This window comes from Methanobrevibacter thaueri, from assembly GCF_015062915.1.
Taxonomy (GTDB): domain Archaea; phylum Methanobacteriota; class Methanobacteria; order Methanobacteriales; family Methanobacteriaceae; genus Methanocatella; species Methanocatella thaueri_B.
On the sequence record NZ_SUTJ01000004.1, the window covers coordinates 1 to 23948 of the forward strand.

At 36.6% G+C, this 23948-nt stretch carries 26 protein-coding genes; 19 read left to right on the top strand and 7 right to left on the bottom strand.

The window, feature by feature from the left end:
* Window positions 1-113 precede the first annotated feature (113 nt).
* Window positions 114-410, top strand: a complete 297-nt coding sequence (locus tag E7Z78_RS03585) for a DUF2098 domain-containing protein (RefSeq protein WP_303723821.1) — start codon at window positions 114-116, stop codon at window positions 408-410.
* Window positions 411-426: 16 nt separating this feature from the next.
* Here E7Z78_RS03585 and E7Z78_RS03590 read toward each other — a convergent pair whose 3' ends face one another.
* Window positions 427-2505 carry a DEAD/DEAH box helicase gene (locus E7Z78_RS03590; protein ID WP_303723822.1) on the bottom strand — a complete coding sequence of 693 codons (2079 nt, stop codon included), beginning with the start codon at window positions 2503-2505 and terminating at the stop codon, window positions 427-429.
* A 131-nt stretch (window positions 2506-2636) separates the two neighbouring features.
* Between E7Z78_RS03590 and E7Z78_RS03595 the strand changes: the two genes are divergently transcribed.
* From E7Z78_RS03595 to E7Z78_RS03670, 16 genes are all read left to right on the top strand, one after another.
* The gene (locus tag E7Z78_RS03595; protein WP_303723823.1) at window positions 2637-2906 is read left to right on the top strand and encodes a thioredoxin family protein; all 270 of its coding nucleotides are present in this window, start codon (window positions 2637-2639) and stop codon (window positions 2904-2906) included.
* Between the two features lie 24 nt (window positions 2907-2930).
* Window positions 2931-4019 carry a cobalt-precorrin-5B (C(1))-methyltransferase CbiD gene (gene cbiD, locus E7Z78_RS03600; protein WP_303723824.1) on the top strand — a complete coding sequence of 363 codons (1089 nt, stop codon included), beginning with the start codon at window positions 2931-2933 and terminating at the stop codon, window positions 4017-4019.
* Window positions 4020-4132: 113 nt separating this feature from the next.
* Complete coding sequence (locus E7Z78_RS03605) at window positions 4133-5215, top strand: glycosyltransferase family 4 protein (protein ID WP_303723825.1); 1083 nt, start codon at window positions 4133-4135, stop codon at window positions 5213-5215.
* Window positions 5215-6081 (top strand): shikimate kinase, encoded by an 867-nt coding sequence (locus E7Z78_RS03610; protein ID WP_303723826.1) that lies wholly within the window; start codon window positions 5215-5217, stop codon window positions 6079-6081. The genes E7Z78_RS03605 and E7Z78_RS03610 overlap by 1 nt, the downstream gene beginning before the upstream one ends.
* A complete protein-coding gene (locus E7Z78_RS03615) occupies window positions 6078-7283 on the top strand; it encodes a succinylglutamate desuccinylase/aspartoacylase family protein (RefSeq protein WP_303723827.1) in 1206 nt (401 codons plus the stop codon). Before E7Z78_RS03610 ends, E7Z78_RS03615 begins: the two co-directional genes overlap by 4 nt.
* A gap of 52 nt (window positions 7284-7335) precedes the next feature.
* Entirely contained in the window at window positions 7336-8478 is a 1143-nt protein-coding gene (locus E7Z78_RS03620) for a succinylglutamate desuccinylase/aspartoacylase family protein (RefSeq protein ID WP_303723828.1), read from the top strand.
* 66 nt (window positions 8479-8544) lie between these two features.
* Window positions 8545-8874 carry a chorismate mutase gene (locus E7Z78_RS03625; protein ID WP_303723829.1) on the top strand — a complete coding sequence of 110 codons (330 nt, stop codon included), beginning with the start codon at window positions 8545-8547 and terminating at the stop codon, window positions 8872-8874.
* Complete coding sequence (locus E7Z78_RS03630) at window positions 8874-9071, top strand: 30S ribosomal protein S17e (protein WP_067043908.1); 198 nt, start codon at window positions 8874-8876, stop codon at window positions 9069-9071. The genes E7Z78_RS03625 and E7Z78_RS03630 overlap by 1 nt, the downstream gene beginning before the upstream one ends.
* A gap of 187 nt (window positions 9072-9258) precedes the next feature.
* Window positions 9259-10479 carry an aspartate kinase gene (locus E7Z78_RS03635; RefSeq protein ID WP_303723830.1) on the top strand — a complete coding sequence of 407 codons (1221 nt, stop codon included), beginning with the start codon at window positions 9259-9261 and terminating at the stop codon, window positions 10477-10479.
* A complete protein-coding gene (dapA, locus tag E7Z78_RS03640) occupies window positions 10476-11369 on the top strand; it encodes a 4-hydroxy-tetrahydrodipicolinate synthase (protein ID WP_303723831.1) in 894 nt (297 codons plus the stop codon). Before E7Z78_RS03635 ends, dapA begins: the two co-directional genes overlap by 4 nt.
* Before the next feature lie 12 nt (window positions 11370-11381).
* Window positions 11382-12203: a 4-hydroxy-tetrahydrodipicolinate reductase gene (dapB, locus tag E7Z78_RS03645; protein WP_303723832.1), complete on the top strand. Its 822-nt coding sequence runs from the start codon at window positions 11382-11384 to the stop codon at window positions 12201-12203.
* Between the two features lie 9 nt (window positions 12204-12212).
* The gene (gene asd, locus E7Z78_RS03650; protein WP_303723833.1) at window positions 12213-13262 is read left to right on the top strand and encodes an aspartate-semialdehyde dehydrogenase; all 1050 of its coding nucleotides are present in this window, start codon (window positions 12213-12215) and stop codon (window positions 13260-13262) included.
* A 230-nt stretch (window positions 13263-13492) separates the two neighbouring features.
* The gene (locus E7Z78_RS03655) at window positions 13493-14650 is read left to right on the top strand and encodes a glycosyl transferase (protein WP_303723834.1); all 1158 of its coding nucleotides are present in this window, start codon (window positions 13493-13495) and stop codon (window positions 14648-14650) included.
* Window positions 14651-15018: 368 nt separating this feature from the next.
* Complete coding sequence (thsA, locus tag E7Z78_RS03660) at window positions 15019-16629, top strand: thermosome subunit alpha (protein WP_303723835.1); 1611 nt, start codon at window positions 15019-15021, stop codon at window positions 16627-16629.
* 44 nt (window positions 16630-16673) lie between these two features.
* Window positions 16674-17714 (top strand): adenosylcobinamide amidohydrolase, encoded by a 1041-nt coding sequence (locus E7Z78_RS03665; RefSeq protein ID WP_303723836.1) that lies wholly within the window; start codon window positions 16674-16676, stop codon window positions 17712-17714.
* Window positions 17715-17875: 161 nt separating this feature from the next.
* Window positions 17876-19084, top strand: coding sequence for an RNA-guided endonuclease TnpB family protein (locus E7Z78_RS03670; RefSeq protein ID WP_303723837.1), 1209 nt, complete (start codon window positions 17876-17878; stop codon window positions 19082-19084).
* 37 nt (window positions 19085-19121) lie between these two features.
* On the opposite strand, the gene E7Z78_RS03675 is transcribed toward E7Z78_RS03670, so the two are convergent.
* Both E7Z78_RS03675 and xseA read right to left on the bottom strand, forming a co-directional pair.
* Window positions 19122-19340, bottom strand: coding sequence for an exodeoxyribonuclease VII small subunit (locus E7Z78_RS03675; RefSeq protein ID WP_303723838.1), 219 nt, complete (start codon window positions 19338-19340; stop codon window positions 19122-19124).
* The gene (xseA, locus tag E7Z78_RS03680) at window positions 19341-20597 is read right to left on the bottom strand and encodes an exodeoxyribonuclease VII large subunit (RefSeq protein ID WP_303723839.1); all 1257 of its coding nucleotides are present in this window, start codon (window positions 20595-20597) and stop codon (window positions 19341-19343) included. It abuts the gene before it with no gap.
* Between the two features lie 120 nt (window positions 20598-20717).
* On the opposite strand from xseA, the gene E7Z78_RS03685 reads away from it, so the two are divergent.
* Both E7Z78_RS03685 and pyrE read left to right on the top strand, forming a co-directional pair.
* Entirely contained in the window at window positions 20718-20951 is a 234-nt protein-coding gene (locus tag E7Z78_RS03685) for a PRC-barrel domain-containing protein (RefSeq protein ID WP_303723999.1), read from the top strand.
* Entirely contained in the window at window positions 20948-21475 is a 528-nt protein-coding gene (pyrE, locus tag E7Z78_RS03690; protein ID WP_303723840.1) for an orotate phosphoribosyltransferase, read from the top strand. The genes E7Z78_RS03685 and pyrE overlap by 4 nt, the downstream gene beginning before the upstream one ends.
* A gap of 35 nt (window positions 21476-21510) precedes the next feature.
* Here pyrE and E7Z78_RS03695 read toward each other — a convergent pair whose 3' ends face one another.
* From E7Z78_RS03695 to E7Z78_RS03710, 4 genes are read right to left on the bottom strand one after another with little or no spacing between them, the layout of a single operon-like run.
* A complete protein-coding gene (locus E7Z78_RS03695) occupies window positions 21511-22017 on the bottom strand; it encodes a molybdenum cofactor biosynthesis protein B (RefSeq protein ID WP_303723841.1) in 507 nt (168 codons plus the stop codon).
* Window position 22018: 1 nt separating this feature from the next.
* Window positions 22019-22345, bottom strand: a complete 327-nt coding sequence (locus E7Z78_RS03700) for a winged helix-turn-helix domain-containing protein (protein ID WP_303723842.1) — start codon at window positions 22343-22345, stop codon at window positions 22019-22021.
* Between the two features lie 17 nt (window positions 22346-22362).
* Window positions 22363-23154 (bottom strand): winged helix-turn-helix domain-containing protein, encoded by a 792-nt coding sequence (locus E7Z78_RS03705; RefSeq protein WP_303723843.1) that lies wholly within the window; start codon window positions 23152-23154, stop codon window positions 22363-22365.
* Entirely contained in the window at window positions 23154-23942 is a 789-nt protein-coding gene (locus tag E7Z78_RS03710) for a winged helix-turn-helix domain-containing protein (RefSeq protein WP_303723844.1), read from the bottom strand. Before E7Z78_RS03710 ends, E7Z78_RS03705 begins: the two co-directional genes overlap by 1 nt.
* Window positions 23943-23948 lie beyond the last annotated feature (6 nt).

Consider the following 23948-nt stretch of genomic DNA (forward strand, 5'->3'; position numbering starts at 1 on the left):
TACGTAATCTTAAACAAAGAAATCGAAACCGAAGTTGAAGAAGAAGCTGAAGAAGCTGAACCTGAAACCGTTGAAATTGAAATCGAAGAAGAAGAATAAATGCAGGTATTAAAATGGTTGTAGATGCAAGAGATTTAGAGATAACTCTTGATTCTCATGTTCGTTATGTTGATACAGGAACCATAGGTAAGGTTCTTGATATGAAAACCGAAAATGAGAAAGGTTGGGTTAAACTTGACAAGACCGAGTTATGGTATCTCGCAAGCCGTGTGGAATTGCTTGATGAAAAGGACATTAAGGAGTCCAGATGGGGCGAAAATAACGAGGTCGATATTGAAGACTTAAAAGAAAAGGCATTGGATTTCAATGATTTGGAACTTGCAACAGATGCCGGTAATGGTGGAGGATAAATCCACCCATTTTTTTTTATTTATTTGTAAAAATTTTAATTTTTTCAGCAAGTTTAGGGCCTATACCCTCTACTTTCTGCAACTCATTTTCTGAAATGCCACTCAAATCATTGCCGAAAATATTCACAAGATTTCTAGCCCTTTTTCTGCCCAGTCTTTTAATGCCAACCACCAATGGGATAATGTCAGTTTTAACACCATAATATAATCTGGCGGACATTACATCAAACTCTTTTAGACTTGAATAATTGCCTAAAACCTCGCTTGTGTCCTTTGCAAACTTGACAAGGCGTGAAGCCTCATAAGCGGATCTTCTGGTTGAAGCGGAATAAACATTGTATTTGTTTTCTATTTCATACTCATTTCTCTCATCAATCCATTCAATCAAAGAGACGGCTGTAGCCTCAGGGTTGCCGATATCAACTGCAAACAGCCCGTATTCTGATAGCTTTTCCTGAACAGGGTCTTTTGATTTTCTTCCCTTAAATGAAATCAGAGGCATGTCAGGGGTTTCACACAACGCATATATGAACTCCTCGACATTGATATGCTCAACATCTGAAATGTACTCCTTGATTTTGACTGCAGTTTCAACTGAATAATTGGATCTGGCAATCAGATTACCGAATTCAGTGGTCTTGAGACCTTCCGGTGTCGCTCTTATGATTCCATTTTGAAGCAAGAATGAAAGTGCATTTTCAAGCTCATACTTAAGACTATCCTCTGCAAAGAGTGCCATGGATGGATTGTTTTTCATCTGATATCCGTAAAGTGTCTTTCCAAAGAAATCCACCAGTTCATCAAGATTTTTTGAAAGGCCTGAAGCTATTTGAGCAATGATCTGCCTGTAAATTGCATCCTTATTGTCGACCAGTTTGGAATTGGTCAGTTCGATGTCTCCTTCAACATAATAGTCCTGAAGGTTCTGGGCCTCATCCATTGTCTTTGCTATGAGGTATGAATATCCAACATCATCGTATTGTGGCCTTCCTGCACGTCCGGACATCTGTTCATAGTCGAAAACCGGAATCGGCTGCGGACCGAACTGTGTCCAGCGGGTATGGTCCCTGATTATGACTGTTTTGGACGGCAGGTTCACTCCATACATTAGGCTTGGAGTTGCGGTAATCATCAGGATGTTCCCGTTTCTGAATTCATCCTCAATGATTTCTTTTTGTTCATTGAAAAGCCCTGCATGGTGGAATGCAACACCATGTTCACAGCTTTCAGCCAGCTTGAGGCATGTGCTGGTTGGTAGTGACCCTTTCTTTTTAGGAACTTCCAGAATCTTTTCAGCAACTTCCTTGAAGGCTTCCCTTTGCCTGACGTTGATTTTCTTGTTAATCTTTTTAGAGACATATGTTGCCAGGCTTTCAGTGAACCTTCTTGTTGAGACGAATGACAGTGCCTGGGACTTGTCCTTGATTGATTTTTCCAATATTTTCACGATAACATCGTTCTTGTTTTTGGTGTTGAACATTTCAGCATCAAGCACTTCCTTGTTTAATGGAACCGGACGATAATCGTGCTCGATGCATTTTCCCTCAAGCCATCCTTCGATTTCCTCAATATTTCTAAGGGTGGCGGACAGTGCAATTATTCTCATTGAAGGATTTATGATTTTGGCACGGGTTATTGCAGCCTCAAGGGTTGGGCCACGGGTGAACTCCCCGATCATGTGGAATTCGTCAATAATCAGTGTGTCGACATCCCTAAGGGTATTCCATGAGAATCTTGTAAGGGCATCGAAGGATTCGAAAACCATGACTGACAAATCTGAACTTGACGGGTGTCTGCCCACGCTGATTCCATGCTCTTCAAATGCCTTGAATTCCTTAACCTTTTCGTTCTGAATTGAAAGCAATGGAGCAGCATAAACTGCTTTTCCACCATCTAATATGGTTTTTAATGCAGGAAGCACTCCAAGAACTGTTTTTCCACTTGCAGTAGGGATACAGATGATGTAGTTTGATTTGTCTTCCAGATATCCGGATTCAATCACTGCTTTTTGCGCAGGATTGAACTCTTCAATGTATGGGTATGCACTGTTGATTATTGTTTTTATATCGTCTCTTAAATTTTCCATTTTAATCATTTAAATCTTATTTTTTTCATATATATTAAATATTGTTAGAGAGCATTTGGTTATTAATTTTGGGTAACAGTTATATATAACTTGAATAATAGAAATAATTACAAAATTAATTATTATAGGAGACATTAATCATGGCAATTAAAGTAGAAGTATTTTCAACAAGTACTTGTCCACACTGTCCTGCAGCAATTGATGCTGCTGAAAAAGCTAAAGATAAACTAGGTGACGCTATTGATGTTGAATCAGTTAAAATAGATGATCCAAACAACCCTGACAACAGACAAAGGGCTATGGATTACCGCATTATGGCTGTGCCTACTGTTGTAATTGATGGTGAAGTAACTTTTGTTGGAGCACCTAGTGAAGAAGAACTAATTAATGCACTTGAATCTAAATTATAGATTCTCTCTTTTTTTATTTTCAAAATGACTAATGATAATTATACTGGTGTCACAACCGGTACCGTGGCTACTGCATGCTCTTTAGCAGCATTGGAAGCGATTTTAGACTCAGCTGACATTGCATGTGTTAAGGTGGAAACCCCTAAAAAGACTTTAGACATCATCATTGATGAATGCAAGAAGGTTTCCGACGTTAAAGCATATGCCGTGGCTCACAAGAACCCTTACAATGACCCTGACGTTACTGTTGACCTTGCTATTGTTTCAACAGTTGAATTGTTTGACAGTGCCGAAGGGGAAGATGATGTGATAATCACCGGAGGGGAAGGCGTTGGCAAAATCACAAAGCCAGGTCTTCAGATACCTGTTGGGGACTATGCAATAAACCCGGTTCCCCGCCGAATGATTGTTGAAAATTTAAGGGATAAGCTTCCTGACGGAAAGGCAGTCAAGGTTACAATTTCCATTCCTGAAGGTGAGAAAATCGCCAAAAAGACAATGAATCCGAAGTTGGGAATCATAGGCGGAATATCAGTATTGGGAACAACAGGCATTGCAAGATCAATGTCCAGTGAAGCCTATAAGAACTCCATCGTCACACAATTGGATGTTGCCCTTGCTTCAAACGTTGGAAATCTGGTTTTTGTTCCGGGAAATATCGGTGAAAAATTGGCCCTTAAACGTTTAGACATTACCAAGGAGCAGATTGTCCAGACTGGAAATTATGCAGGGTTCATGTTTGAGGAAGCTGAAAAAAGGGGAATTAAAAAATTCACTTACTTCGGACATATGGGTAAGCTGATTAAGATTGCCGGTGGGCTTTTTAACACAAAACATGCCGTTGCAGACGGCAGACGTGAAATAATGGTTTGCCATGCTGCGCTTTGTGGAGTTGGCTATGATGACCTTAAAAGGCTTTTTGATTCTAAGACAACAGACGACATGATGGACATTCTCAATGAGTTGAAAGTTTCCGTTGAGGTTTCAAACAGCATTGCCGATGCCATTAAAGAACGTTGCAAACAGCGTTTCGATTTGGATTTGAACGTTATTCTTGTCGATATGGAAGGCAATTACCTAAATGACAATATGGATGATTGCACTAAAAAATAAGTTAATCTCTACAATAAGACATTTATTTGACTTTTTTTCGTATTATTTTGATTAATTATTTAAACAACCATTTAATTATATATTAATATAGTAAATTTGGGAGTTTTATTTTCATGAAAATAGCTATGGTTGGTCAGTTCCCGCCTCATGTGGGAGGAGTGGGAGTTCATATTCACACTTTATCAAAGAAATTGGTCAGTGAGGGTCATGAGGTCTATGTGATAACCTATCCTCACAAGGACATTAAGGATATTGATGGAATACATGTAATCGGAACAAAGGGGCTTAATATTCCGGGCGTAAGAGGTTTGATGTTCAAGAAGAATGCCAAAAAGGCATTGGAAAACCTTTTGGAGAAGGAAGACATTGAAATCATTCACGGTCATTACCTGTTCCCAGCAGGCGCTGCAGCCGTTGAAGTCGGCAATGCACACAATATCAAGACTTATGTTACAGCCCACGGTTCAGACATGTTCGAATTGTATAAATCCCAGCCATTGATGCGCTCAACCATAAGAAATGTATTGAAAAATGCTGATGGAGTGTTTGCAGTCAGCAATGCTTTAAGGCATGAAATCATAGCTACAGGTGTGGTTGGAATCGCAGACAAGACCAAGCTTTCATGGAACTCCGTTGACATTGACAAGTTCTCATCCCATGAGAATGATTCATTTAAAAACGAGCTTAGACTTACAGACAAGCCGATTGTGCTTTTCGTAGGTAATCTCATTAAAAGAAAAAATGTCGAATCACTCCTTGAGGCCAAAAAGATAGCCCACAGTGATTACTATCTGGTCATTGTCGGTGACGGACCACTGTTCAAGAAACTCAATAAGAAAGTTGAAGAGGAAAACATCCGTGATGTGATATTCACAGGTTCCAGAAGTGATGTGGAAAACATCATTCCAAGTTGTGACGTTCTGGTATTGCCTTCCTTTTCTGAAAGTTTCGGATTGGTTCTAATTGAGGCTTTGGCTTGTGGAAAACCTGTCATCGGAAGTAATGTTGGTGGAATAACAGAAATCATCAATGACAGTGTGGGTTTGCTTGTCAATCCTAATAAGGTTTCATCTATTGCAAGGTCAATAGATAAAATCATTAATGATGATGAATTGAGAAATGCATTGTCAATGAATGCAAGAAACCGTGCAAAGGATTTCTCAAAAGTTACCATTCCTTATGATGAGGTTCAATAATGAAAAAGACAGTAAGATCGCCGGGTTCGGCAACAATAATTAACGCTATAGCAACAGGTTTCGGTTCAGCATTCGGAATTGGATTGGATATTGAATGTGATGCCAAATCCACTTCTGATTCAATCACTTGTTCCAATGATGTTGGAGCGGACACCACATTAATGGAATTGTGTGCTAGAAAAGTTTTTAACCATTATAATATTGATGATAATGATTTTGGAATCAGTTTAAAGACAAAATCAACTCTCCCAATGGCATCTGGACTTTCAAGTAGCAGCGCTTCATCAAATGCCATTGTCAAGGCCACATCACTAATCATTGCCGAGGAATTTGATTTAAAGCCTCTTGATGATTTGGAAATTGTCAACATGGCAATCGATGCTTCCCTTGAAGCGGGAGTCACAATAACTGGATCATTTGACGATGCAACTGCTTCCTACTTTGGAGGGGTTGTCGTCACAGACAATAAAAACAGGGAGTTCATCATCCGTGAAAGGATGGAAGACCACTCGATTTTGGTTTACATGCCGAATTACTATTCAAAATCAGGTGACAGTGATGTCAATCGCATGAAATTGCTGGCGCCATTAGTCAAGGAAGCATTTGACATGGCCTGCAACAAGGAGTATTTCAAGGCACTGACACTGAACGGTTTGCTTTACTCAGCTACACTGGGTTTTGACTCCACAATAGCAATTGATGCACTGTCAGCAGGTGCAATTGCATCAGGACTGTCAGGAACTGGTTCATCATTTGTGGCAATCGTTGATGATGACTCAATAGATGAGGTTAAGGAATCCTGGGATAAATATGAGGGAAATGTTATAGAGACTCAAGTGGATAATGAAGGATGTTGTTTATTATGAAAAAAAGATATGTATTGCTGCTTTTGGCTGTGTTGCTTCTTGCAATATCTGCAGTTTCAGCAGCAGATGATTCATCACTTTCAAATGACACATTGGAAGTTGATAATGTAGAGGAAATACCTTTAAATGAAGAAATATCTGATGTTAATCAGGATGAATTGAAATCAGCCGAAAATGGTACTGTTTCACCTTCAAATGATGGAGCCGATGATGAGAAGGTGGTTCAGGTTCCAGCAAAGGCCAAAACCAAGGACATCAAGTCAACCTATGGCACTCCTGCAAAGTACACCCTTAAATTAACCGACAAGTCCGGAAAAATAATAGTGGGCGAGAAGGTTAAATTCAAGGTGAATGGAAAAAAATATTATATCAAAACCGATTCCAAGGGAATTGCCACTTTGGAACTTAATTACAGTGCAGGAAAATACACCATCAAGTACTATGTGGGTGATTTGAAAGGCAAAAACACATACACAGTCACAAACAAGGTCACATTTAAAATCCTGAAATGGGGAAACAAGGGTTATGTTGCCAAAATCAAGTTGTTAAAAAAGAATATGCCAAACAATAAATGGGTAAAAAAAGCAGTGAAAGCCACTAAGAAAGGATTGCCTCTTTTGAAATTCGAGGGAGGGGACGGTAAAAAGATTTTCATGACTGCAGGTGTTCATGGAAATGAGCTTTCATCCCAAGTTGCTGCAATGAAAATGATTAAGTATTTAAGTAAAAATCCTATCAATGGAACAGTCTATCTAATTCCTTTTGTTAATCTCAAGGCCATTTCACATAAGGTAAGACACACTGGTGTCGATTACAACAGGGTGGCTCATATATCAGGAACCATCTCCAACAAGATTGTTAAGTTGGTTTCAAAATACGATTGCGATGCCTATGGTGATTTCCACACCACACAGCCTGGTGGTGCTCCGGGTAAAAACATCGTAATGGGATCCAAAAGCCCTGCCACAAAATGTAAGGCTATGACCAAATATATAGCAAAATACGCCAAGGTGAACAAGAGAATCTATCAATATGCCGGCCAACAGTATCCTGGGGCATTGGCGGACAATGTTAACAAAAATGGCATTCCTGGAGTAATATGTGAAGTAGTGCTTCCACACAATACATTAACAACTAAGTCAATAAAGACTTCATATGCAATGATGAAGGCACTATTGAAATTCAATTCAGTAATAGGATAATGTAGGTGATTATATCAGCAAAAAATTTATTCTTATTTTTTTATTTTTATTCTTGTCACTTTCGGCAGTCAGTGCAAGCGACAATGTCACTGACAATGCCACTTTGGCATCTGTTGATGATGATGTTGTGAAAACTTCTGAAATTGAAACTCCAGTTTCAACAGAGGTAAATGCTACCGATTCAAGTGACAATGACACTTCACCTGAAGAACCCGTCAATGTGGTTTCAAAGTTTTCAGCCAAGGATGTGACTTCAACATATGGAAAGACAATAAGGTTTTCAGTTAAGCTTCTTGACAGTGATGGAAATCCAATGGCGAAAAAACTGGTGACATTTAAGGTTAACGGCAAAACATACAAGGTCAATTCCACATCAAATGGTGTTGCATCTATATCATTCAAGCTATACGCAGGCAAATACACAATCAAATACTCTGCTGATGAATTGACTGGTCAAAATACAATTAAAGTCAACAATGCATATAAGATAAAAATCTATAAATGGAAATCCGGTGCTTATGTAATAAAGAACAAGAAAATCAAGAAGAGAATTCCTAATTCCAAGTTGGTCAAGAAAGTGGTAAAAGCAACCAAGAAGGGAACTCCTGTAATCAAGTTCAAGGGAGGCAAGGGCAAGAAGGTGTTCATCACCGCTGGTGTCCATGGAAATGAGCTTTCATCTCAAGTTGCGGCATTAAAATTGATTAAATATCTGGAAAGCCATCCAATCAAGGGAACTGTTTATATAATGCCTTTCATGAATCCTAAAGGCACTGCAAAAAATGTAAGGGATTATAAGGAAGTTGAATTGAATAAGTTGGCTAATAAAAAGGGAACAATTTCATATAAGACAGTTAAATTAATTAAAAAATTAAAATGTGACTCTTATGGTGATTTCCACTGCACAAGGCCTGGTGGAAACCCCGGTTGTGATGTTGCCATGGGAACATATAAGCCAACGGCCGGAAGTGCATTAATGGCAAAATACATTGCCAAAAACGCTAAAGTGAAATACATAATCTATAAAAAGGCAGGTTCCGAGTATCCTGGTGCATTGGAGGATGTTGTAAGTCTAAAAGGTATTCCTGCAGTGACATGTGAAGTAATCACTCCTCACGGTAAGATTGCCAAGGGTTCAATTTCAAAGTCACTGTTAATGATGAAGACATTATTGAAATATAACGCATTGCTTTAAATATCAAACATATAGTTTATATACTATGATTGGAATAAATTATATTATTATCAATTTGGTGATTTTTTGAAAAGTAATGATGAAACTATATCTTTTAAAAATAGAGAAGATGCTGAAATACTTCTCAAGGAATCTCGAGAACGTATTGATGAAATTGATAATGCGTTATTTGATTTAATTTCTCAGAGAACTGCTCTTGCAAAAGATATTGTTTTTTCTAAGGATTATCTGGGATTACCTATTTACGATGAAAGTAGGGAAAAGGCAATTCATAAAAAAGTTGAGAAATTAGCCAAAGAGAATAATCTTGATTGTGAAATTATTGATCAAATATTTAGCATGCTAACTAAGTTAAGTAAAAATATGCAAAAAGAAATTTTAAAGGAGGAATGTTAATGGGCAATATTAGAACTTCATTTGTTAAACGTTTAGCAAAAGAATTAATCGAAACTCACAAAGGTGTTTTCACTACTGATTTTGAAGAAAACAAAAAATTAGTACAAGAATACTCTACTGTAAGTACTAAACATTTAAGAAATAAAATCGCTGGATATGTAACAAGGCTTGTCAGGTTAGAACAAACCCAAGAATAAGCTTTTTTTCATATTTTTTTACTCTTTTTTTATACACTTTTTTTTCACTTTTATCTATTTTTCAAAATTCCTCTTGCTATTTTTAATTAAAGTATATTAATATGGTTACATAAAAATAGATATGTATAATTTATTTTGTTAGTATTTTAACAGAATAAATATAAATTTTAAGAAATAGGTGAACTTAATGGATTTGGTAGTAGTAAAATTCGGTGGAACCTCGGTTGGTGATGGTTCCAGAATTAAAAAAGCGGCGCAGTCCGTTGTAAATGAGTATATGAATGGTAGTCGAGTAGTGGTTGTAGTTTCAGCTGTCAACAAAACTACTGATGAGCTTATCGGATTATCTGATGAAGCTATTGGAGCTAGTTTGACAGACAAGCAGAAGGCAGAAATTATGGCCATGGGAGAGTTAACTAGCGCTAGATTATTCTCAGCAACTATTGAATCTTTAGGTGTCAAGTCCGAATTCATAGATCCATACAGTGAGTTATGGCCAATTAAAACAGATTCCAATTATTTAGAGGCCACAATTGACTTTAACACTACAAGGAAGAATACTGAAGGAATCATGCAGCTTGTAAACCAAGGTGTCATTCCTGTAATCTGCGGATTCTTAGGTCAAGGACCTGGTGGTGAAATCACCACTCTCGGAAGAGGTGGAAGTGACATAACAGCATTTTTAATCGGACATTGTTTAGATGCAAACGAGGTAATCATCGTCACTGACGTGGACGGTGTAATGTCAACAGATCCAAATAAAATTGAAGAGGCTGAACTGTTGGATGAAATATCAGTTGAAGAATTGAGAGACTTGGCAACTCATGGAGCGCAGGTTTTACATCCTCACGCATTGAAATACAAAGATCCATTAATAACTGCAAAAATTATCAATTTCGCACATGGAGACTTATCCTCAAAGGGAACACGCATCTTGGGTCCTTTTGAAGGTGAAATGTTAAAATGTGTAACACTTTATAAGAACCCTATTTCTCTTATTGCAATTGTTGGTGAAGCAATGGTCAAAACCCCAGGTTTAATTGCCAAGTTATCCGGAAGCCTGGCAGATTCAGATATAAATATCTTCGGTATCTCTGCAGGTCAAAATTCAATAACTGCATTTGTGGATAAGGCTGATTCCAACAAGGCATATCATTTACTGCATAATGTCGTAATTGAAAGTGATGTATTGAGTTCCCTATCTTTAGGAAGGGACACTGCAATGATAACCTTTGTAAGTCCTGATATAATCGATACACCTGGAATCATTTCAGATGTCACAGAACCACTCAGGAAAAACGATATCAATATTGTCGAAATTATCTCATCACAAACAGCAATCGTATTATTCGTCGATTGGGAAGATGGTGAAAAAGCACGCGAATTAATCAATGAGGTTTTAGAATGAAATTTGAAGGAACATATGTTGCAATGGTAACTCCATTCACAAAAGATTTGGAGATTGATGAAGAAGGATTTAGGTCTAATATCAACTACTTGATTGACAAGGGAGTCACAGGTCTTGTCGGTGCAGGAACCACAGGTGAATCCGCTACCGTAACTCATGAAGAACATCAAAAGATCATTGACATTCTAGTCGATGAGGTTGACGGCAGGGTTGAAACCGTTGCAGGTACCGGAAGTAACGCAACCTCCGAAGCGCTTTCATTAACCAAATACGCTTACGACGCAGGTGCAGACTCCGCATTATTAATCACTCCATACTATAACAAACCTCAACAACATGGTATGGTTCAACATTATAAAACTATTGCAGAAGCTGTTGACCTTCCATTGATTGCTTACAACGTACCTTCCCGTACTGGAATCAACATGGATGTCGAAACCATTGTTGAACTTGCTAAAGTCGACGGTATAGATGCTGTTAAGGAAGCAAGCGGAAGTGTTGACAAAGTGTCAGACATCTATAAGGCACTCACCCATGAAGGGCTTGAGGATGAATTCTCAATTCTCTCAGGTGAAGACTCATTGACATTACCTCTCATGTCTGTCGGTGCAACAGGTGTAATCTCAGCTTCAGCAAACATTGACGCTAGAAGAATGGTTTTAATGGTTGACAGTGTCCTCAATGATGACTACACAAGAGCAATGGAACTTCACTATGAAATGGTTGAACTGATCAGGGCATTGTTCATTGAAAGTAACCCTGTCCCTGTAAAAACTGCAATGAATATTATGGGACTTCCATCAGGACCATTAAGACAACCATTGGCAGAAATGAAACCTGAAAACGTGGAAATTCTTAAAAAAGCATTAAAAGATTCAGAATTAATTTAAGTTGGTATTATTATGATTAAAGTAGCAGTTACTGGAGCAGCCGGAAGAATGGGCTCCGGTATTATTAGAAAAATTACTGAACAAGATGATATGGAAGTAGTTGCGGCTATTGAAATGCCAAACACTCCTCTTGCAGGTAAAGATGCAGGTGTTCAAGCTGGAATCGACGAGCTTGGAGTTGAAATAACCGGTGCAGAAAACTTGGAAGAAACCTTGAAAGCTTCCAATGCTGATGTTTTGGTTGATTTCACTATTGCTCCTGCAGCAGCAGAAGCAATCAAGACTGCAACCTCATGCGGTGTTGGTGTTGTAGTTGGAACTACAGGATTCACTGATGAGCAGATGGCATCAAACATTGAAAACGTTAAAAACAACAATGTTCCTGCAGTCATCTCATCAAACATGGCTATTGGAGTAAACGTGTTCTTCAACACATTGAAGAAATTGGCTCCATTATTATATGATTTTGATATTGAAATTATTGAAGCTCACCACAATCAGAAAAAGGACGCTCCATCTGGAACCGCTATGACTGCATTTGAAGTTATAGCTAAAGAATTGGAACGTGACCCTGAAGAAGTTGGAGTTTACGGAAGAAAAGGTCTTGTTGGCAAAAGAACTCCTGAAGAAATCGGTGTTCACGCCATCCGTGGTGGAGACATTGTCGGAGACCATACCGTAATGTTTGTCGGTGACGGTGAAAGAATAGAGCTCAAACACCAAGCACATACAAGAGAAGTTTTCATTGCAGGTGTAATCAGGGCTATCAGATACATTCCAAATGCTGAAAAAGGTATTGTCAGCAGCATGAATGATGTTTTAGGATTAGAATAGGTGTTAAATATGGTAAATGTAGGAGTACTTGGTGCAACCGGTATGGTTGGACAAAGATTCATTCAATTGCTTGAAAATCATCCTGATTTTGAAGTAACAGCATTAGCGGCTTCTTCAAGATCTGCAGGTAAAAGATACGAAGATGCAACCACATGGTATATGGACAATGAGATGCCAGAATCCGTTAAAGACATTGAAGTCATTGAAACCACTCCAGAAGCAATGGACAATGATGTTGATATTGTGTTTTCATCTCTTCCAGCTGATTTTGCATTGACTGTTGAAAAGGCATATGCAAAAGATTATGTTGTTGCAAGTAACGCAAGTGCACACAGGATGAAGAAAAACATTCCATTAGTAATCCCTGAAGTCAATCCTGAATGCTTAGACATGATCGATGCCCAACAGAAGGAAAATGACTGGGACGGATTCATTGTAACCAATCCAAACTGTTCAACAATTGCTTTGGCATTAACTTTGAAACCTATTGTCGATAACTTCAATGTTGACTCAGTGAGAGTCTCAACAATGCAAGCTGTATCCGGTGCAGGTTATAATGGGGTTCCATCAATGGCTATTGTCGATAATCTCGTTCCTTACATTGGTGGGGAAGAGGAAAAAATGGAAAGCGAATCATTATATCTGTTAGGTAAATACGATGGTAACGATGTTGTCAATGCAGATTTCAAATTGAGTGCGTCATGTCATAGGGTACCTGTTATCGATGGTCATACCGAGGCAGTATTCATTGAGTTGGCTGATGACTTTGACATTGAAGATGTCAGTGACAAAATGGCAAACTTCAAAGGATTGCCACAAGAACTAAATTTATTCTCAGCTCCTGAAAATCCTGTAATTGTCAAAAATGAAAACGACCGCCCACAACCTAGAATGGACAGAAATGCGGGTAATGGTATGGCAGTTACCGTTGGTAGATTGAGAAAAGACACAGTATTTGATAATAGTTTTAAATATGTTCTTGTTGGACATAATACTATTCGTGGTGCGGCTGGAGCATCAATATTAAATGCTGAGTTAATAAATGATAAAATACTCTAATTTTATCCATTTATTTTTTCTATTTTTTTTTAAATTTTCTATTTTTTCCATCTGTTTTCTATTTGTTTTTATTTTTATTTTTAGAATAGTATAAGGGTTTAATTTAAATAGTATAAAAGTAATATTTTATATCAAGGAATTATATTGTACAATATATCGGAGTTTTCAAATTCATAATTCCACATGAATTTGAATTCGATATTGGGATAAAATTTAAACTAAGGGATAGAATGCAAATAGGAATTGATGCTGAAAAAGATACTCTACAATCTTTAATTCGATCTTGCCTATTGGAGCTTAATAGCTTAAAATTTGAATTGACTGAGCTTGAAGTGGAAAGGGAAAATGACAACACTCCGCAACGGATTAAAGAACTCGAAAAAGATATTGTAGACAAGGAAAAAGAAGTTTCTGTTATTAAATTTAAGGCAGAGGATGAAATTAATCTTTTGAAAAGACAACTTGAGGAAAAGGATATCCTTATCAAAAATCAAGAGGACAGGATTTACGAATTGGATTATGTCAACAATTCTCTTGATGAGATCAAGGAATACTTTGCTGAGCAATTGCGCGACTATAAGAAAAAGGAATTGTCTGATGTCAATGAAAGGTTAAATGAGTCCTACAAAAGTATTGCTGAAAAAGAAGCTCAAATAAACACTCTTTCTAGAACAATTGATGAGTATAAAATCAAAGTACTAAAACTGGAAAATGATGTTGAGTCTCAGGCTCAAATATTGGAGCTTGAAAAGCAAATTGAATTGAAAAACAATGAGATTCGCATCAAGGAAAGTGAAATCGCTCAAATCAATAATGAGTTAGATATTTTGAAACAGCAAACTATCCCAAAAGATGAATATATTTCTCTTCAAACTCAATTCGAATCTGAAATCAATGCAATGAACAATGAGATTTCAACCTTAAGACAGGACACTATCCCTAAAAAAGATTATGAGGACTTGCAATTAAAATTCAATTCTGAAATCAAGACCTTGGACAGTCAGCTTGTTGACTTGCAGCAAAATTCAGTGCCTAAGGATGATTACGTAAGTCTCAAGAACAGGTTCGACAATGAACTTGATGCAAGGGACAGTGAAATCCAATACCTGAAAGAGAGAACTATCCCTAAAGAGGATTACATCACTCTTCAAAACCAACTTGAAAGTGAACTCAATGCTCGTGAAAGCGAACTTCGCTACATCAAGGAGCAAACAGTCTCACGTGAAGACTACTTGAGACTTCAAAGTGAGCTTCAAAGAAAAGAAGATAAGATCAAAAGGTTAGAAGAAATCAATAACTTCTTCAATGACCTTCAGGAAGAACAGGAAGCTTACGAAACTCAAGAAAGGACACCACCTTTCAGATTGGAGAAAAAACAAGGTAGATAATTTCTATCTTTTTTCCATTTTTTATCTTTTTTTGTTTATTGTCGACAACATCTATCTATCCCGATAGGTTTAATATTTTTTTCACTTGACTTTTCATATGCTTGACTGCTTAATCAATATTATGCAATATGTGTCAGTTAACCATTGAAATTTTTAAGGCTTTCGTCAATATTATTGATGGAAATTTTGCACTGATTTTTCCCTTTGTTATTTTTCTTACTTTAATTTACTTTATACCATAAAGTATTTATATAACCTTAAACTCATTTATTATGTAGAAAGGTTTAGTCAACACTATAACTTATTTTCTCATGTTGATAATTAAACTGATCTAAATTATTTATAAAATTAAAAAAAGGTGATTATTAATGGCACAAGGACAACCAATTTTTATTTTACCTGAAGGTACTAACAGGTCTGTCGGTAGAGATGCACAAAGAAATAACATTTTAGCTGGTAAAGTATTAGCTGAAACTGTAAGAACTACTTTAGGTCCAAAAGGAATGGACAAAATGTTAGTAGACGGACTTGGAGACATTGTTGTAACCAACGACGGTGTAACAATCTTAAAAGAAATGGATATTGAACACCCAGCAGCAAAAATGCTCGTAGAAGTAGCAAAAACCCAAGAAGACGAAGTTGGAGACGGAACTACTACTGCAGTAATCATCGCTGGTGAATTACTCAAAAAATCCGAAAACTTACTTGACTCTGACATTCACCCAACAATCATAGCAATGGGTTACAGAAAAGCAGCTGAAAAAGCACAAGAAATCTTAGATGAAATTGCTATCGACAATGTCGACAGTGACACTTTAATGAAAGTGGCAATGACTGCTATGACTGGTAAAGGAACCGAAGCAGCACGTGAACCATTAGCAAAATTAATCGTGGAAGCTGTAGAAGCAGTTGAAGAAGATGGAAATGTCGACATCGACAACATTAAAATCGAGAAAAAAGATGGGGCTGTTGTTGAAGAATCCAACTTAGTTGAAGGTGTAATTGTAGACAAAGAAAGAGTACACCCAGGTATGCCATCTGAAATCAAAGATGCAAAAATCGCATTAGTCAACACTCCATTAGAAGTTAAAGAAACTGAAATGGACGCTGAAATCACAATCACTGACCCTGCTCAAATGCAAGCTTTCATCGAACAAGAAGAAAAAATGGTTAAAGACATGGTCGATAAAGTTGTTGGCGCAGGAGCTAATGTTTTATTCGCACAAAAAGGTATTGACGACTTAGCACAACACTACTTATCCAAAGCTGGTGTATTAGCTGTAAGAAGAGTCAAAAAATCCGACATCGAAAAATTATCCAGAGCAACTGGTGCTAGTGTCATCACCAACTTAGATGACTTAACTGAAGACGACTTAGGTATTGCTGGTATTGTTGAAGAAAGAAAAATCTCCGGCGACGAAATGATCTTCGTAGAAGAATGCAGTAGTGCAAAATCCGTAACCTTATTCGTAAGAGGATCCACCAAACACGTTGTAGATGAAATCGTAAGAGCAATCGAAGACGCTATTGGTGTAGTAGCAGCTACTGTTGAAGACGACAAAGTTGTTGCAGGTGGAGGAGCTCCTGAAATTGCAATGGCTAAAAAACTCAAAGACTACGCAGAATCCATTTCTGGTAGGGAACAATTAGCAGTTAACGCATTTGCAGAAGCTTTAGAAATCGTACCAAAAACCTTAGCTGAAAACGCAGGTTTAGACAGCATCGACTCATTAGTAGACTTAAGAGCAGCACAAGAAGACTCATTCTACATGGGATTAGATGTATTCACTGGTGAAGTAGCAGACATGAAAGAAGCTGGAGTAATCGAACCTAAACGTGTTAAAAAACAAGCTATCCAATCTGCATCTGAAGCAGCTGAAATGATTTTAAGAATCGATGACGTAATTGCATCCACAAAAGGCCCTGAAGACATGGGTATGGACCCTTCCGCAATGGGCGGAATGCCTCCAATGATGTAAATATGAAGAAATTTTTATAATTTCTTTTCTTTTTTTATTTTTTTATGTATTCAAATAGACTTATTTTTAAAACATCAACTGATGATAAGATATATTATCTAAAAGACACTATTCTAATTGATTTTGGCGTGAACCGCAATGGAATTTCCACTTCCGAATTGAATAGTGGAACAAACGACTTATACAAAACTGCTTTTAACCAGCATCTGTCACAGGAAAAGATTGATTATCTGGTAAACCATGATGTTCATGATTATCTAATAAATGAATGTGAATTGTTAGGTATAGACTCCAATTATTCAACCGGGTTAGTTACTTTAGCCGAGATGAAAAACGTAAGCATTGTCACCAAATCATTTCGCAATGTTGAAGTGACAGCCATTGTCACAGCAGGAGTTCGCACAAACGCTACAAGAGCAGGGGACCCTGCATCCTACTGGGAAGAGAATGGGGAGTTTCACCTCGGAACAATAAACATTATCCTTTTGACCAATGTATGTTTGGAAAAATCCACATTGACAGAAGCTTTCATGACAGCAACCGAGGCGAAAACTGTTGCATTAAACGATCTTAGAATTCCATCACAATATTCAAATGGATATGCAACAGGAACAGGAACAGATGGTGTTGCAATATTTTCAAACACTGATTCAGAGGATATCATAACCAATGCCGGAAAACACTCAAAGCTTGGAGAGCTGATTGCTGCAACAATCATTGAAGCGATTCCAAAAGCCATTTCAAAACAGGTGTGGATTACAAAGAAATCACAATCAAACGCACTGGTCAGATTAAATAGATTTACATTAGACATTAATGAGTTTTATGATAGTCTGGATTGTGACAAGTTTGAATTTATAAAACAACTGCGCATTGATGCTAAAAAACAGGAAAATGTTGTTATAACAACTTCAGTGTTAAATCTGATTGATGAGGCTGAAAACAATCTGGTTAAAAAACAGGATGCCTATGATTTGGCAATGAAAATAAAAGAAAATTGTAATAGTTATCCAATAAGAACATTATTGGAGTATTGGATTAACTATTTTATCTTAATAGTGCAAGAATACCATGACCTCTTTTAGGTTGTGGATGAATTGCACGAAAACATGGGATGAATTAGTATTAGTTTCCAAATGCTCTCTCACTGTTTGTTTATATTATGGTTATTTAATAATATATTATTGTGTGTTTTCTTAATTTGGAAAAAATTGTAAAAAAACTCCTGTTTTGGATGTGATTTCATATGTTTTCTGAGTATAATACGGTTAATAAAGGTATTGTGGTTAAATTGTATCCTGATGAAAGTATGAAGGATAAAATTAATCAGAATATTAATAACGCCAGATTAACTTGGAATAAATTATTAGAAGAATATCAGGAAACATTTGAATTGTTTAAACAACAAGGATACACAAAGTTACAATGCAATCAGAAAACATTCAATACAATGTTGAACATGTTGAAAACACAATATCCCTTCTTGTATGAAAGTGAGTCAAGCAGCCTACAACAGGTCTATCGTGACCTAATAACTGCATTTAATAGATTCTTCAACAATACATCCGATTATCCTAGATTCAAATCCAAAAAGAATCCAAAACAAAGTTTCAGAATACAAAACAACAATAATATCAAAATACAAGACAATACAATTGTCTTACCAAAACTAGGAAAAGTACATTACAGAACCAGCACCCATTATAAAAGATTACTAAAAGAATCTAAAATAAACAATGTAACCATTAAAAAGGAGCACGGTCACTTTTATGCAGTTTTCAACATCGAAACCGAAGTAGAGACAATGGATTATACTTATAAGAGCGTGGGAATTGATCTTGGTATGAGAACATTAGCAATCCTCAGCAACGGACTAAAGATAACCAATTTAGACACGACACATGAGGAAAAAATGATTAAAAAATACCAAAAAAGCCTATCACGAAAAAAATACAACAGCAACCGCTACAACAAAACACTAAAAAAACTAGGCAAATGGATACAAAGAAAAAACAACCGCATCAAAGATGCCTACCACAAATTAAGCAACTACCTAGTCAAAACATACGACCTAATCTGTATGGAAACACTAGATATACGAGAAATATTCAAGAAAATCGATTTAAGTGCAAAACTACAGAATATCAGTTGGTACAAGTTAGTGGAAATGATAAAATACAAATGCGAATGGTACGATAAAATATTCGTTCAAATAAGCCAATGGTACCCATCCAGCAAAAATTGTAATGTATGCGGATACTACAACAAAGATTTAGGTGATGAAAAAAGATGGGTCTGTCCGCACTGCAAAACACAACATGACAGAGATATCAACGCCGCCAAAAACATAGAACAAGAAGGATTCAGACTTCTTAGTGAAAAAAATAAGATGAACCTCAGGGACTGGGGGGATAGCACGGTAATACTACTTTCGTGGGAAAGTACCTGCCCGTGAAGTAAGAATCCTCGACCTCTTACAAGGTCGGGGTAGTTCAATCGTTAGTGTTGAATTCTATAACTTCGCCATTTTCCTGAACAATTTTTGCAATTGCCTCTTCGGCGGAATTCAATTTGTCATTGCATGTTTTTACGAGTTGCATTGCCTTGTTGAATTCATCGATTGCATCATCCAATGGCACATCACCGTTTTCCAATTTATTCACAATTTCCTCTAACTTCTCTAAACTTTCTTCAAAACTCATATTTTCCATTCATATCACCTTGGTGTTAATTGTTCCGTCATCTAACTCAATGTCCAATTCATCTCCGCTTTCAACATCCTTGACTGAAGTTATTACCTTGTCCTTGCTTTTAGCTATTGAATAACCTCTTTTAAGGGTCAACAAGGGATTGAGAACTTCTAATTTATCAACATTTCTATTGTATCTCTCAGCTTTTCTGTTAATTATCTCATTAGGATTTTTCAATATTGGTGCATTTTCCAACCTGAACAGTTTGGCCTTGTTCTGTGTTATGATATTTTTTGATGTGAAATTCAATCTATTGACCAGATTGTCCAGATGCATTCCCTTAATCTCATAAATCTCCTCAGGGTTTTTAAGCACCGGCTTTTGGGAGATGTGATTTAAAATCATTCTGTTTTCGCCAATCTTATCGGTTATGCTTTTAGTCAATTTTCCTTTTAGATTGTCGAATTTATACTTGACCTCGCCCAGTGAAGGCACTGCAAGCTCTGCGGCTGCTGTTGGGGTTGGAGCCCTTTTGTCCGCTACGAAATCAGATATTGTAAAGTCAATTTCATGGCCTACTGCACTTATAACTGGTATTTTACATGCATAGATTTCACGGGCCACTATTTCCTCATTGAATGCCCATAAGTCCTCAATGCTTCCTCCACCACGACCAACAATCAAAGTGTCAATGGCATAATTCTGTGCCTTTTGAATTTGCCTTACAATTTGAGGAGCGGCCTGGTCACCCTGAACGAGTGTCGGAAAGACAAGTATCTCACAAATCGGGTATCTTCTTTTAATTGTTGTGATAATGTCTCTTATGGCAGCTCCGGTTGAAGCTGTAACAACACCAATTCTTTTAGGATATGTTGGTATTTTCTTTTTATGGGCATCATCAAACAATCCTTCCCTTTTAAGTTTCTTTTTCAATTGTTCAAAAGCTATATGCAAATCCCCAAGACCGTCTTCAGTGATTCTTGTGGCGTACAACTGATATTTGCCGTCCCTGGCATACACTTCAATTTTTCCCTTGATGATTACTTTCATCCCGTCCTGTGGCTCGAACTTAAGGAATCTGTCCTTGTTGCCCTTAAACATCACTCCGGGAATCTGTGAATTCTCATCTTTCAAGGTAAAATAGCTGTGTCCACTTGGGTAGGTCTTGAAATTTGAAAGTTCTCCCTTGATTAGGATATTTTTCAAATTCGGATCCAGTTTAAGCTTTCGTCCAATATAACTTGTAATTTCAGTTACTGTGAACGTTTTTTCTTCCATGTATTCACCTTAAAATCAATATTGTTACTATGTTGTTTATATATTTTATAGGTTTTTGCATGATTTTTAGAAACAATTAATTAATACTAAGGACTATTAATAATTAAAAAGGTGTTTTATATGAGAATTAAAGATGAATTATTTGGTAAAGAAGTTCTCGATGCAGATGTTCAAATTGCTGGAAAAGTTATCGATGTAGTTTTCGATACCGATTCCTTTGAAATAACCGATTTGGTAATTAAGGGCTCAGGACTTTCAGAACAAATCAAGGCCAGCGAAGACCTTGTCCCTATGGAACTTGTAAAGGTTATAGGCGATAAAATCCTACTTAAAGGCGAAGATGATATCATATGAGTTCAAAAGAATATTTAATTGAATTGTTAAAGGAAAATGAAGTTTTCCTTGAAGGGGACTTCACATTGTCCTCAGGTAAGAAAAGCAATTATTACATTAACATGAAAAAGGCAATTACCGAGCCTGAAATACTATCAACAATCTCAAAACTGATTACTAAAAAAATAGCTGATGATAATATTGATAAGGTTGCAGGTCCTGCTTTAGGAGCTGTTCCAATAGCCACTGCAGTGTCATTGGAGTCAAGATTGCCTTTATTGATGATCCGTAAGGAAAAGAAAGGCTACGGTACTTCCAAACTCATTGAAGGGGAACTCAATGAAAACGACAATGTGATTGTTGTTGAGGACGTTTCAACTACTGGAGGATCTCTTTTGAAAGCCATTAAAGCCATTCAGGACAATGGAGGAAATGTTGTCAGGGCATTTGTAGTGGTTGATAGAGAAGAAGGAGCCATTGAAGAGTTTGAAAAAGAAGGTATAAAATTAGAGCCTTTAATAAGCGTCAATGAGTTTTTCAATTAAAAAAAGTAAAAAAATATGATGAAATATTATTTTCATCATTTTTTAACATGATGAACGAAATGAGGTAGTTCATCAATTATTAAACTTAATGCTGTTTTAACTGCATTCGGAGAGCCAGGCATTGAAAAGATTATTGTTTTTTTATAGATTCCTGCAGTTGCTCTTGAAAGAAGCGCTGCTGAACCAATTTCTTCAAAGGATTTTGCCCTGAATAGTTCTCCAAAACCATCTATTTTTTTCTCAAAAAGTGATTCTACAGTTTCTACAGTGATGTCACGGACATCAAGACCTGTTCCACCATTTGTCATGATGACGTCAATGTCTTCACTAACCATATCGTCAATTGCATTAATCAGGTCTTCCTTTTCATCAGGAATCAGTTTCCTTGATTTTAAGGTGTATCTTGATTCGATTTCTTCTGCAATATATTTTCCGGACAAATCCAGTTTCTCAGATTTCCTGCTGTCACTAAGTGTTATTAAGCCGCAGGTGATGTCTGTGGATGATTGTTCTTGATGCATTTTTGAAGTTTCACTTGACATATTATTCTCCATTTTCGACTAGTTTTCTTATGTGATAATATTCATTGATGTCTTTTAATAACTTTTCGCTCGGCGCATAAAAGTATGTTCGCTCAAATTTCTCCTTTGAGATGTAGTTATATTTACACACAATCTTGAGATGGTATGTTACAGTTTTATAGTCAACGTTAAGTTCTTTAGATAATTGAGTTCTACTGCAAGGTTTTTCTAGAATCATGTCAATAATATCAATAGTAGTTTTACCGCCTTTTCTACCTTTTAACAAATAATACAATTCTTTATTATTAACATTCCAAACCTTTATCTTTTTAGGTATTTCCATATTCATGTTATAGCCTCTTGCTGTTAATAATAGGTGGATAAAGTCAAGGCCCATTTTAAGGCATCATTGTCATTGGCAATTAACAACTGTGAATCGTCATAATGCCCGTCTTTAAAAAACAGGGTCAAGCAAACGAATTCCTCTGAAAAGGTTAAGAATATTTTGATTTTGCGTTTGATAATCTTTATTTTCACCTTTTCGTTGTTGAGAAGTGAGTTTTTAAAGTATTCATTCTGATTCATAGATCTTTCGAGTTCCTCGCTAATCACCAATTCCAAACTTTCCAACTTTGTCCCGTCCAATAATTTTATCAAATGTTTAAAGTGATTTTCTGAGTAAATTGGAAGTATGATTTTCAATTTACGCGCTTGTGAAATCTGCGCTAAATATGCATTCATAGCATTTGACAGGTCACTTGTTGTTGAATTTACATATCTTGCATTTTTCAGAAGGTATATGTTTTTCAGCATGTCATCCGGAATCCCTGATAAGTCATGGTTGTTCCAGAACAGTTTGCCTTTGTTAACCGAATACCAATTTTCAATGAGTTTGATCATATTTGTGGTTATAAGATAACCGTTGGATGTCAGTTCGTAATACTTATGGACTTTCTTAACAAGATTGCTGTTTTCCAATTCCTTGAGTCCATGTAATATTGTTGCTGAGGGCTTTTTCAGTTCATTTCTCAAATCGTCAAGATTTTTCGGATTTTCATAAATGGTCAGCAATAGTTTTGAACGCATGCCTGAGGTCAGGATGTATTTAAGTCCGCTAAACTCACGTGTCAATTCCTGTTTTGTTTCTGAACTTGTCATTATATCACCTGCTGCCTGATGTGTTCAAAGAGTTTCTCGGACCATTCATGTGATTTCTTATTGCTTGAAATAAGGATTCTGTTCTGGTCAAAGCTGCCGTCATTCTTGAATAAGCCCAGTCCAATGTTCTCATCGCAAATGCTTAAATATAAATTCAAATCTTGCTTAAATTTATAGACCTTCAGTTTTCTTTTTTTAATAGCATCCCTTCTTACCTTTCCGTCAATCCTGAAGATCAGTTCCTTGAAAATGTTTTGGGGGATGATTAATTCTACAGTACCCTTGTTTTTCAATACCTTTTCGATTAATTTAGGATATTCTGGGTGTAGATATGGAAATATTGCCTTAACGTTTTTTGATTTGAGCATTTGCTTTTTAATGGTATTGTGGGTTTTAAAGATTTCTGTTGGTGTTGCTTCTATTAATTCGGACTCCTTCAAATCAGTAATGTTTTTCACGGAGTCGAGGCTTAGCTGGTTTAGATTGTGTTTATCCCAAAATGTATCGTAATCATTAATCATGTCAATGCTATTCTTAAAGTCTATTAAGCTTTTCAAATACACCTCCGCCATCGGTGTGACATGGTACTTGTTATTGATCTTTTTAATGTGATTGTTCTTCTCTAACTTGCCAATGTTGCTTGAAACAGAACTGTATGTTATTTTTGTTATTTTAACAATACCACGTACATTATTTGGCTCTTTGTATAATTCGCTTAGGATCTTCAAGCGAATTTCTGATTTTGCAAGGAATTTGATGTCATTATTTATGTCAGTTTGGAAATTCATTTTTTC

What these genes read in the sequence shown, in the direction of transcription:
- E7Z78_RS03585 (WP_303723821.1), top strand. Translation starts at nt 114, where the DNA reads ATGGTTGTAGATGCAAGAGATTTAGAGATAACTCTTGATTCTCATGTT.
- E7Z78_RS03590 (WP_303723822.1), bottom strand. Translation starts at nt 2,505, where the DNA reads ATGATTAAAATGGAAAATTTAAGAGACGATATAAAAACAATAATCAAC.
- E7Z78_RS03595 (WP_303723823.1), top strand. Translation starts at nt 2,637, where the DNA reads ATGGCAATTAAAGTAGAAGTATTTTCAACAAGTACTTGTCCACACTGT.
- cbiD (WP_303723824.1), top strand. Translation starts at nt 2,931, where the DNA reads ATGACTAATGATAATTATACTGGTGTCACAACCGGTACCGTGGCTACT.
- E7Z78_RS03605 (WP_303723825.1), top strand. Translation starts at nt 4,133, where the DNA reads ATGAAAATAGCTATGGTTGGTCAGTTCCCGCCTCATGTGGGAGGAGTG.
- E7Z78_RS03610 (WP_303723826.1), top strand. Translation starts at nt 5,215, where the DNA reads ATGAAAAAGACAGTAAGATCGCCGGGTTCGGCAACAATAATTAACGCT.
- E7Z78_RS03615 (WP_303723827.1), top strand. Translation starts at nt 6,078, where the DNA reads ATGAAAAAAAGATATGTATTGCTGCTTTTGGCTGTGTTGCTTCTTGCA.
- E7Z78_RS03630 (WP_067043908.1), top strand. Translation starts at nt 8,874, where the DNA reads ATGGGCAATATTAGAACTTCATTTGTTAAACGTTTAGCAAAAGAATTA.
- E7Z78_RS03635 (WP_303723830.1), top strand. Translation starts at nt 9,259, where the DNA reads ATGGATTTGGTAGTAGTAAAATTCGGTGGAACCTCGGTTGGTGATGGT.
- dapA (WP_303723831.1), top strand. Translation starts at nt 10,476, where the DNA reads ATGAAATTTGAAGGAACATATGTTGCAATGGTAACTCCATTCACAAAA.
- dapB (WP_303723832.1), top strand. Translation starts at nt 11,382, where the DNA reads ATGATTAAAGTAGCAGTTACTGGAGCAGCCGGAAGAATGGGCTCCGGT.
- asd (WP_303723833.1), top strand. Translation starts at nt 12,213, where the DNA reads ATGGTAAATGTAGGAGTACTTGGTGCAACCGGTATGGTTGGACAAAGA.
- E7Z78_RS03655 (WP_303723834.1), top strand. Translation starts at nt 13,493, where the DNA reads ATGCAAATAGGAATTGATGCTGAAAAAGATACTCTACAATCTTTAATT.
- thsA (WP_303723835.1), top strand. Translation starts at nt 15,019, where the DNA reads ATGGCACAAGGACAACCAATTTTTATTTTACCTGAAGGTACTAACAGG.
- E7Z78_RS03665 (WP_303723836.1), top strand. Translation starts at nt 16,674, where the DNA reads ATGTATTCAAATAGACTTATTTTTAAAACATCAACTGATGATAAGATA.
- E7Z78_RS03670 (WP_303723837.1), top strand. Translation starts at nt 17,876, where the DNA reads ATGTTTTCTGAGTATAATACGGTTAATAAAGGTATTGTGGTTAAATTG.
- E7Z78_RS03675 (WP_303723838.1), bottom strand. Translation starts at nt 19,340, where the DNA reads ATGGAAAATATGAGTTTTGAAGAAAGTTTAGAGAAGTTAGAGGAAATT.
- xseA (WP_303723839.1), bottom strand. Translation starts at nt 20,597, where the DNA reads ATGGAAGAAAAAACGTTCACAGTAACTGAAATTACAAGTTATATTGGA.
- E7Z78_RS03685 (WP_303723999.1), top strand. Translation starts at nt 20,718, where the DNA reads ATGAGAATTAAAGATGAATTATTTGGTAAAGAAGTTCTCGATGCAGAT.
- pyrE (WP_303723840.1), top strand. Translation starts at nt 20,948, where the DNA reads ATGAGTTCAAAAGAATATTTAATTGAATTGTTAAAGGAAAATGAAGTT.
- E7Z78_RS03695 (WP_303723841.1), bottom strand. Translation starts at nt 22,017, where the DNA reads ATGTCAAGTGAAACTTCAAAAATGCATCAAGAACAATCATCCACAGAC.
- E7Z78_RS03700 (WP_303723842.1), bottom strand. Translation starts at nt 22,345, where the DNA reads ATGAATATGGAAATACCTAAAAAGATAAAGGTTTGGAATGTTAATAAT.
- E7Z78_RS03705 (WP_303723843.1), bottom strand. Translation starts at nt 23,154, where the DNA reads ATGACAAGTTCAGAAACAAAACAGGAATTGACACGTGAGTTTAGCGGA.
- E7Z78_RS03710 (WP_303723844.1), bottom strand. Translation starts at nt 23,942, where the DNA reads ATGAATTTCCAAACTGACATAAATAATGACATCAAATTCCTTGCAAAA.